The 8991-nt window shown below is 65.3% G+C and carries 12 protein-coding genes and 1 pseudogene; 6 read left to right on the plus strand and 7 right to left on the minus strand.

What is annotated here, in order from left to right; translation table 11 throughout:
- Window positions 1–270 precede the first annotated feature (270 nt).
- On the minus strand, window positions 271–663 hold the full coding sequence (locus tag IE295_RS30605; protein ID WP_190067038.1) for a hypothetical protein: 393 nt from the start codon (window positions 661–663) through the stop codon (window positions 271–273).
- Between the two features lie 897 nt (window positions 664–1560).
- Between IE295_RS30605 and IE295_RS30610 the strand changes: the two genes are divergently transcribed.
- The 5 genes and pseudogenes from IE295_RS30610 to IE295_RS30620 all read left to right on the plus strand — a co-directional run bounded on the left by IE295_RS30610 (window position 1561) and on the right by IE295_RS30620 (window position 3435).
- Window positions 1561–1854, plus strand: coding sequence for a hypothetical protein (locus IE295_RS30610; protein WP_190067039.1), 294 nt, complete (start codon window positions 1561–1563; stop codon window positions 1852–1854).
- A gap of 78 nt (window positions 1855–1932) precedes the next feature.
- Window positions 1933–2403, plus strand: a complete 471-nt coding sequence (locus IE295_RS33980) for a tRNA lysidine(34) synthetase (RefSeq protein ID WP_224323486.1) — start codon at window positions 1933–1935, stop codon at window positions 2401–2403.
- 103 nt (window positions 2404–2506) lie between these two features.
- A pseudogene (locus IE295_RS34600) lies at window positions 2507–2707 on the plus strand (phosphoadenosine phosphosulfate reductase domain-containing protein); the annotation flags it as partial.
- 22 nt (window positions 2708–2729) lie between these two features.
- A complete protein-coding gene (locus IE295_RS33985; protein WP_224323490.1) occupies window positions 2730–2990 on the plus strand; it encodes a hypothetical protein in 261 nt (86 codons plus the stop codon).
- Between the two features lie 67 nt (window positions 2991–3057).
- Window positions 3058–3435 carry a GNAT family N-acetyltransferase gene (locus tag IE295_RS30620; protein WP_190067040.1) on the plus strand — a complete coding sequence of 126 codons (378 nt, stop codon included), beginning with the start codon at window positions 3058–3060 and terminating at the stop codon, window positions 3433–3435.
- Between the two features lie 619 nt (window positions 3436–4054).
- Here the strand turns inward: IE295_RS30620 and IE295_RS30625 are convergent.
- The 5 genes from IE295_RS30625 to IE295_RS30645 all read right to left on the minus strand — a co-directional run bounded on the left by IE295_RS30625 (window position 4055) and on the right by IE295_RS30645 (window position 7505).
- Entirely contained in the window at window positions 4055–4210 is a 156-nt protein-coding gene (locus IE295_RS30625; RefSeq protein ID WP_190067041.1) for a hypothetical protein, read from the minus strand.
- Between the two features lie 148 nt (window positions 4211–4358).
- Window positions 4359–5087, minus strand: coding sequence for an alpha/beta hydrolase (locus tag IE295_RS30630; RefSeq protein ID WP_224323487.1), 729 nt, complete (start codon window positions 5085–5087; stop codon window positions 4359–4361).
- A 160-nt stretch (window positions 5088–5247) separates the two neighbouring features.
- A complete protein-coding gene (locus IE295_RS30635) occupies window positions 5248–6426 on the minus strand; it encodes an MAB_1171c family putative transporter (protein ID WP_190067043.1) in 1179 nt (392 codons plus the stop codon).
- Window positions 6423–6938 carry a hypothetical protein gene (locus tag IE295_RS30640; RefSeq protein ID WP_190067044.1) on the minus strand — a complete coding sequence of 172 codons (516 nt, stop codon included), beginning with the start codon at window positions 6936–6938 and terminating at the stop codon, window positions 6423–6425. Before IE295_RS30640 ends, IE295_RS30635 begins: the two co-directional genes overlap by 4 nt.
- 183 nt (window positions 6939–7121) lie before the next feature.
- The gene (locus tag IE295_RS30645) at window positions 7122–7505 is read right to left on the minus strand and encodes a hypothetical protein (protein ID WP_190067045.1); all 384 of its coding nucleotides are present in this window, start codon (window positions 7503–7505) and stop codon (window positions 7122–7124) included.
- Window positions 7506–7882: 377 nt separating this feature from the next.
- Here IE295_RS30645 and IE295_RS30650 point away from each other — a divergent pair, with 377 nt between their 5' ends.
- Complete coding sequence (locus IE295_RS30650) at window positions 7883–8401, plus strand: hypothetical protein (RefSeq protein ID WP_190067046.1); 519 nt, start codon at window positions 7883–7885, stop codon at window positions 8399–8401.
- Between the two features lie 356 nt (window positions 8402–8757).
- On the opposite strand, the gene IE295_RS30655 is transcribed toward IE295_RS30650, so the two are convergent.
- Window positions 8758–8991 (minus strand): transposase (locus tag IE295_RS30655; RefSeq protein WP_190067047.1); only part of this gene is annotated, 234 nt, incomplete at its 5' end.

Below are 8991 nucleotides of genomic sequence, written 5' to 3' on the forward strand. Positions count from 1 at the left end.
GTGGGGAAGGCTCCTGCGTGAGGGGCGGACTTTGCCGCCGGACTGCCCTGCACCGATCTTCGAAGCTCGGGGTATGGCGTGGGACCTATTTTTTACGCGGCCAAAAGCCCGGCCAGTCACGGCTATGGCCCCTTGGACTTGCCGCCTATCCACCCCATCACTGATCGCAAAACCTTGAGTAGTTCTAGACCACTCTCACGAAGCAGAGTGACTACAGCACCGACGACCGAGCTCCCCGCAAGGGCCACGGTGATGAGGGTCATAATGAGCTCAGAGCGCATTACTGGGCCCCCGCTCGCTGAGGTAAGTAGTGAATCCGGCACTCAGCAGTGTCGTGATAAGCAATATAAACGAATTTCTACCAAGTACCGCCGGATCAATATTCTCATCGTCCGCGCCCGCAGCAAGAAAGGTTGCGAAAAGCAAAACAGCCACATTCCATAAGGTCCAGAAGAGAGGAACGCTCTTTGCTCGCATATGCGCCTGGGCGATCGCTGAAGCCGCTAGCCCCATGCACACAATATACAAGTCGGCTCGGGCGCAAAATTCGAAGAAACCCGGAGTTTGGTGATCTTTAAGAGAGCTCTCTTGCACTAGCTGCGCTATTGGCGGGAGAATCGCGAAGACGACGGCACACATAAACCATGTGCCGAGCTTTTGCAAAGGCGTATGCTCAGGGTCGGCGACTCCCCCTGACGTTGGGTGCGCACCGTCGACACCAAGAGCTCCACATTGAGGCGAGTTGGAGGGATTAGCCGCGTTGGCACCACCAGGTGTTGCGGCCGGAGGTGGAGTAGACAACCGCGTCGAGCCCCCGATCAGTGCTTCCATCTTCGATATCAACGTCTTACCGCAACCAGCCTGCCCCTGTCTCTACTTCGAGCTTCTCAGGCGCATGATTCCGGCCCGGGGCTAGCCGGCGAAACCTGCTGTCGGACCTGCTCAGGCCTGAGCTCACACAGCGCAGCGGAAGGCCTCCCTCCGGGGAATGCGCGGTGACGTTGCCCACAGGGGCCCGCCGCAGGCCACTTCACTCCAGGTCAGAGCCTTGATCAATGAGAACAGGATCGGTCTCTTCTAAGCGCCGTTCCTGTCCACGTTCCTGCCCGACACCCCCCGCAACCGCGAAAGCCTCGCCGCCGCCTGGCTGCGGATACTCGAACTCGGCTACACGCCCCGCACTACCCCGGCCGACGAGCCCGAGGGCTGCACGCGCACCCGGTGCGCGGGCGTCCACCACGGCTACCCCGGCAGCGAACACCGCTGGGCCCTGACGGACCTGCTCTGCAGCGAGGACATCGACGTCTTCTACAGCCACATGCGGGAGCGGAAGGGCGCCAAGCCCGCACCGCCGCGCCGCCACAGGGCTGCCCGTACTCCGGGCCCGGCAAGGCAGCAGAGCGCGCCGCCCGCTACGTCGAACTCGGCCTCACTATCCCCGCCTGGGACACCGACGCCCGCGCCGCACTCGCGGCCTGACCACCGCCCGCCGGGGCGCGACGCAGACTGCCGCGCCCCGGCACCCTCCCCGCCACTCCACCACGAAATCGCGAGGTAGCCATGACCACCGCCCCCAACGTCACCGTGAAGGACTCCAGCCAGCTCGCCGAGGGCGACATCGTCCTCACCTACGGCATGCGAGTCTGGCTCGACACCCGCACCACACGCACGGACTCCGGGTACACCGTCTACGCCTGGTCCGGAACCGTCCGGAATCTCGACGAAGTCCGCGAAGAGGGGCACGTCCCCATGCCCTGGCTGCGTACCTGGAAAAACGGGCTCGTCGACCGCGAGGACGCGTGGACGATCCAGGGCAACACGTTCGCGAACTGGCTCGTTGAGAACCCCTCGTAGCGCTCCCCGCCGGGGGCGCCGCCACCACGCCCCCGGCATCCCTCCGCATTCCCTCCCGCACTTCCCGACGAGGACACCGTGAGCGCCCAACTGACCCTGTTCGCCGACACAGCCCCCGCCCCGAAGAAGAAGCGAGCCCGCCGCGTCCACCCCTCCGTGCCTGCAGTGCCGGCCACGACCATCCCGACTGCACTGCTCCGCGCCGCCGACTGGATACTTCTGAACTCATCCGGCGGGAAGGACTCGCAGTCGATGGCCTCCCACGTCTGCCGCCTGGCCGCGAAGCTGGGACTGTTCCACCGCGTTGTGATCGTTCACGCCGACCTCGGCGACGTCGAGTGGGGTGGCACCCGCAAGCTCGCCGAGGACCAGGCCCGCCGCCTCGGAGTCCGCTTCGAGGTGGTCAAGGCCGAGGGCGGCGACCTCCTGGCGCGCACCGTCGCCCGGTTCTTCAAGCTCAAGGCGAAGGCGGAGAAGGAAGCCCGCGATGAGGGCCGCGACCCCGCCACAGTGAAGGTCGCTCCGGCCTGGCCTTCGAGTGCAGCTTAGGTGGTGCACTTCGGATTTGAAGCGGGGACCGATCCGGAAGCTGATGACGCGGCTCGTGGCCGAACTCGGCGACCTCGGACGCCCCGTGCGCATCCTCAACTGCATGGGCCAGCGGGCCGCCGAGAGCCCGCCGCGCGCCAAACTCGCAGCCGTCGAGATCGACCGCCCGGCGAGCAACGGCAAGAGACACGTAACGACGTGGCGGCCGATTCACGGCTGGACGGACGTCGAGGTTTGGAAGGAGATCGCCCGCTCAGGCCTGCCGTACCACGAGGCGTACGACTGGGGCATGAGCCGCCTGTCCTGCTCGTTCTGTGTTCTCGGGTGTGAGGCGGACGTCGTCCTCGCCGCGCCTGCGCCCGACGAAGGCCGCCCAGTACGTCGCCGTCGAGAAGAAGGTCGGCGCCGACTTCAAGAACGGCCTGTCCATGCGAACGATCGTCGAGCGCGCCAAGGCCCTGGACGCCGAGTATGGCGAGCTGCGCCGGCCCCCGCGAGGCACCGCGCTCTCCGGCTATGTCGGCAAGAAGGCCACTCGCAAGTACCTCGACCGCCTCGCACGGGGGCGTCTCGACCTGGCGGCCTGACCCGCCGCCCGTTCCATCACCGGCCGGAGAGCAACCGGCCCCGCAGACCCGAACCGAAAGGCCCGCCGTGCCCACCACCGCGTCCGCGCCCCTCCTCGTCCGCGAGACCGACGACAACGAGACGTGGCTCTTGCTGTACCTCGGCGACACGCTCGTCGGCTACCTGAACGCCATCGACTGCGGCGACGAACTGTGGGTCATGGAGGTCAGCGTCCACCCCGCCCACCGTGGCCACAGGCACGGCACACACCTGCTGAAAGCACTGCTCAACGAGAACCCCGTCTCGCAGATCGCCCTCTCATGCGACTCGTTCACGCCGGATCATCTGTGGCGCCACGCCCCGGAGGGCCTTGCTGAACCAGCCCTCGCCGCCTGGTACCCGCGGCACGGCTTCCGCCCGGAAGCCGACGACGAGGACAGCCACCGCATGGTGCGCCTGCCCTGACCTCTACCCCTGGCCGGAGAGCAACCGGGTTTTCCAGTGACAAAGCAGTGGGGGCCGAGGTTGAGACGGCATCCCATTCTGGGGCCGAGGGACGATGGCGCGTTTTGAGCTGGACCCAGCTCTTGGTGGTCGAGTTACCTATGCCTCGCAGGATGGCAATACCGACGATCCGACATGTCCATGCCGGATGTGGGAACTCGACAGAGAGGTACCCCCGCTATGTCGATACGCCGAACGGCCACGATAGCCGCCACAACCGCCCTTCTCGGGGCCGGCCTGCTGGCCGCACCGGCAGCTCAGGCCACCGAGACTCAATCTCCTGCAGCGCCCGCGCGCTTCGTGAGCCAGTCCTCCGCTGACCAGAACGTCGTTCCCGGCTCAGAGGAGTACCACTCCTGGTACTGGACCTATGAGGCCTGCCACAACGCCGGCATACGGCTAACAGCCCAGCCCAGCCGCTGGAAGTCTTACGACTGCCGCGACCACTCCTCGGGCGTAACCGTACTGCTCTACGTGTATCGGTAAATCAGCAAGGCTCAAGCCGCGTGGTTCCTGACTTGCTGCAATGCGGCCCCGGCTCGGCGACCCTGCCAGGCCGGGGCCGAACATGTTCCCTCTTTCATTCCTCCAGGAACCGCGCCAGCTTCAGGACGTCGTCCAGGCTGGCCGCTGGTCCTGCCAGTTCCCGTGCACCCAGGAACCGTTCCTCCCGGGATATCGCCTCCCCGTCATCCGCGAAGTCCACGACGGCCGGGGCCCGGAACAAGTCCTCCACAGCCGCCCTGTGGCACTCCGGCCGGGCCGGACAGAGCGGGTCGCATCTCTCGTCCGTCTCCGGGCACGGCTCCGTAGGATCCCATGCGTAGTACTACGCATGGGCCCCACTGCTGTCGATGCCCCCGGGCCGCTAAAGCGGCGGGTGGCTACTTCGTCGCCACCCCGGATTCGGCCGCGAGAATGAGGGACTCCGCCGTGACTCGGCCTCCCTGGACGGCCGACGGGGATGCCGTCGCAACGCACCGGTTCAGCTCCGGGTTGTACTCGGACATGATGACGCCGGCGTGGTCGGTGGCGACTTCATCCAGGTGAACGGGCCAGCCGCGAGCCTCCAGTGCCTCAGCGAACTCACGGGAATTCTGCACGTCCAGGATGACGTCGCTCGCGCCATGAATCAGCCGGACCGGTACCGGGGCCGCACTCGTGGCCGCAAGGTCGTTCAGGGGTGTTTCGCCCGTCGTGCGGGCAGGGAGCCCGTAGTGGCCCGCGATCCCAACCGCGGCGACAGGCCGCCACCCGTCGAGCAGCTCAGGCCGCAGCGCAACACTTACGGCGGCCCCGGCTCCGGCAGACCAGCCAGCGAGCACGAAGCGCTCGAGGTCGCCGCCGAAGGAGGCCGCCTGAGCGAGCACGAAACGAATCGAGTTCAGGAGATCGGAGCGGCCGCCGTCCGGCGCATCGGAGCGCCAGTCGGAGGCGAATACGACGGCCCCCCGTGCCACGGTCTCCTCGGCGAGCGGCTGCAGGATGTCCCTTTCATCAGGGCCGAGGCCGTGCCAGATCAGGACGACAGGGAGTGGGCGCTCGGGGCGGTCGCCCGGCTGGTAGACGTCGATCAGCTTGCCGCTCTCGCCCTTGGCGAGCGTCTTGATCACAGGAACTTGGGAGGGCATATGAGGATCTCCTGGAGCATCTGTTCAAAGCTCACACCGTAGGGGCCGGGCAGGCTTGGGTCCCGGCTGCCCGAGCGCACCGGCTTGTCTGCCCGGGAGGTGCCAGCGGCCAAGGTGCAGGTCACCTTGGCCGCAACGTCCGTCAATTAGGTGCAAGGGTCGTGACCTGCGCCGGCGGCGGCGTGAAGTACCGGGCAATACGCAAGAGGAGGTGCTTGTCCTCGTCGGTAGTCTCAGGACTGACCCGCACATCGGCGTACTCCGTCAGCTCGGCGGCCACCTGCTTCTGGCTGTGACTGGCGAGAGCTTCACGGATCTGTTCTGCGACAACTGCCGCCGCCAGGTCCGGGTCCTTGAGACCTTGCGTGCCGTGCCGGTGCTCAGCCTCTTCCCGCACATCGGCGTTGAGATACGGACGAAGCTCGATCATGCCGTCCCTGATCTCGGTAATGCGACGGTACAAAGAGAAGCTGATGGGCCGAAGCTGCACGAGCGCCCGGAGCTGAGACTTGGCCGGGACCGCTGCGATCGAAGGAGTCGCGGCGTAGAGGGCCTCCCACAGAGGGCCGAGCCGCTTGTACACGTAGTGCTCGTTCGCCCACCCGTATACCCCGCGCACGCGGTCAACCAGGGTCGGAAGGAAGTAGCCGAGGAGGGTCAGCAGGGCCCCGGCGTCGCCGCAAAGCCACGCAAGGGCGAGCCAACTGTCGGCGCTGGACCCGAAGGCGTCTGCAACCAGGTCGGCAGTGCGGATGACGCTCTGCCCCACGGTGATGACCGCACCAACAGTGATGATGCGCAGGCTCGCGCTGACCCAGGAATTTACAGACCGGCGCGCCTGTTGCCAGCACTTCACAGCCAAGTACGTCTGAGCGAGCGTGTATGCGGCGATGTAGATGCCCAGGTATGCCTTATAGAAGGGGCCGCGCACCAGGAAGTGTGAGAAGTCGTCCGGATCAATCTGGGAGAACGTTGCGAACAACCCGGCGATGGCAGCGGCACCGGCGATCCCGAATATCTTGGACCTGCGGCGGGCCTCGGCCAGCGGGAACGCCCAGTAGGCAACCACGCTCGTCTGGAAGACCAGAACCAGCATGACGCAGCTCTGTGCGAGAGGGACTGCGATGCTGGGTACGCCGAGCGCGGCGTCAATCTGCCTCCAGATGGGAGGCAGGGCAATGATGAAACTGAGAGCTGAGGAGAGGAAGACCAGACTCAGCAGGACGAGAGCCCGGTCTTTCCTGTTGTTCTTCAAGTCCCGTAGAAGAAAGAGGAATCCCATACTCGCGATGACGAGACATATGGGGTGCAGTTCACTCACGGACTTGACCTTCGGCGTAGAAACGTTCTTGCAACCCGATCGGACTCCGTTTCGTCGGAGATCGCGACCTGGTACTTCTGGTGATGATGGACGTGTGCCTGAAGGTAGGTGCCTACCAACTCGGCTTCGAGCTCTTCCGCATCGTCGTACTGCGCACGGCCGAGCACCGACTGGATCAGCTCCGGGTCCAGAAGGGTCAGAAGCCCCTCGGTTGCCGCAGCCGGCACCTTCCTCTGGCCCTGGTGACGCTTGAGGATGTGGGCTACCTCGTGAGCAATGATGTGGTCCTGATGCGCGATGCTCGTTCGCGGGTCGTAGAAGATGTAGTGCGTCTCCGCAGTCGCGACCCACATTCCACAGGGAGCCGACCACCCAACCTCGGCGGGTTCGAGCTTGACAGCCCGTTGCGTTCGGCGCTCAACCTCTGGCAGAAGGTCCCGAATTCCAGTGACCGAGGGAAGGCCCAGGCTGCGCACGAAACGCTCGCTGGCCCGCTGTACAGACGCAGACACGAAAGCGCCCCTCCCTAATTGATCAAGGAAACTAGAACCCGCAGAGCGCCTTACAAGATCAATAAGGCCCCTGATGGCTGAAGACTCGCAATAGCATAATGAATGCAGACGCGCGAGTAACAACCCAGGGGCCGGTTCCTGTGCTGGCGGGTCCGATATTCCCAGCCAGGGTTCAGGCGAGGTCTAGGACTCGGCCGGTAGTCCTTCGAGTCGGCGAACCTGGTCGATCATGGCCGCGGCCGCAGTAAGACCTTTGTCGGACAGGCCAACGGCTCTCATCGCGATTTCGGTGACCCGCGCATCCTGCAAGCGCTTCAGCGTAGCTGCGGTCACACCCGCCTCTTGCAGCTGGATTAGGGTCTGCAACTGCTCGTCCAGGATCTCCGGGGCAACCCCTTGGCTCATCAGCTTCGTAAAGGATCTGAGTTGCCGGTGAAGCTGCTCGGGGTCGGTGCCAGACTCCTTGAGCTCATTAAGGCGGGCGATCATGCTGTTCACCGTGGTGGCGGTACCGCGGTTGGACCAGTAGTCCTGAGGCACGGCGAAGAGGTCGGCGAGGGCGTCCATGTGCTTCTTGGTCGGGTTGTCCGCCCGTCCGGTTCGGAGCTGCCACATGTACGTAGACGACGGGGCGGGCAGCCCCAGCTCTTCAAGCATCCGTACGACCTGAGGGTTGGTGAAGGGCCCCCGCGGGTCGTGAGTGCACAGGAAGTCGAGCCGATCCGCGAAGCTGCCCCCGTCTGGCTCGTCCTGCGGAGCTTCGCCTCCGTGGGCATGGGTCACGGCAGCGTCCCCCCTCTCTGTCTCGCGAGCGTTCATCTCAGTTGATCCAAGCGGAACTATGGATTCCACTTGGCATACGATAGCAACTCAGATTGCTCGCCCCGGCTTCAGCGGGGTGGGCTGCGAGGCATGAGCAGGGAAGATCTTCTGGTGATCAGAGCGTGATCGAACTAGAGTTCGATCGCGCTCGAGTGATGGGACGGGTAGACGTGACGCTTTCTCCCACCGAGCGCGGCTCACTTGGTGAGCTGCTGCCGTCGCTGGCTCCGTGGCGACAGTTGGCGATGAGTCGGGAGATCACCTTCTGTCTGGGGCCGAGCGCTGCGCCGGCCACCGCGATGGAACGCGCAGCAGCGTTCGTCCACCGGGCCCTGCCGATGCTGCTGAAAGATGCTCTAGCCGCCCAGGCGGCCAGCGACGATGTGACCTCAGTGGTCCGCGAACTCGTCGACATCACCAGCCGGGATCGGCACGGCGAAGACATCCTCGGGCGCATCGTGTTCGACGGCACGCACATCACCGTCTCCGTAGGGGAGAAGCAGGGGCCGCTCCCGCAGCCCGATGACGAGCCGGGCCTGTATCTCGTGCGCCGTCTCGTCGACGACATTGGGCAGTACCGCGGCGACAATTCCGGGCATGTGGTTTGGGCGTCCGTACCAGTTCATCCGAACGCTCAGTAGCCCCATATCGCCTTGCGGTTTCTCCACTAGCCACACCAGAAAGGCCCACAGTCGGCCCCCGGGCCGCAACCTCGGAAGCCGAGGCATCTCCTCCCCGCCCCACCGGACGCCCTCCCGAATGACGGCGCAAGTGCCCGTTAGAGATCGGCTCGAAGTCGGCCAGTCTCGGTCCGGCCAGGATGAATCGCTGCGGGGCGATAGCTCGACCGAGGCGAATTACTGCCCGGCACGGCCCGCGGTCCCGAGTTCTCGAAGCGTCTAGCGCAGAAATAGCTGCGCCGGGGCCGGGGTCGTCGTAGGTGTGTGGCGTAGATCACCCCCAGTGTCCGCATGTTGGACGCGGCTAAGAGGTCGTCTCAGTTGGTGCGCCGGTAGCAGATGAGGGCGGTGGCGATGCCGACGAAGGCGAGGAAGTGTTCGGCCTTGCGTTCGTAGCGGCGGTGCAAGCGGCGACAGCCGCCCAGCCACGACAGCGTGCGTTCGACCACCCAGCGGTGCCGGCCGAGTCGGCCGGAGGTCTCCACGCCGCGCCGGGCAATGCGGGGCACGATCTGCCGGCGCCGCAGCCAGTTCCGCAGGTGGTCGAAGTC

The organism is Streptomyces griseocarneus, from assembly GCF_014655595.1.
GTDB classification, from domain to species: Bacteria; Actinomycetota; Actinomycetes; order Streptomycetales; family Streptomycetaceae; genus Streptomyces; species Streptomyces griseocarneus.

What these genes read in the sequence shown, in the direction of transcription:
- IE295_RS30610 (WP_190067039.1), top strand. Translation starts at nt 1,561, where the DNA reads ATGACCACCGCCCCCAACGTCACCGTGAAGGACTCCAGCCAGCTCGCC.
- IE295_RS30645 (WP_190067045.1), bottom strand. Translation starts at nt 7,505, where the DNA reads ATGGACGCCCTCGCCGACCTCTTCGCCGTGCCTCAGGACTACTGGTCC.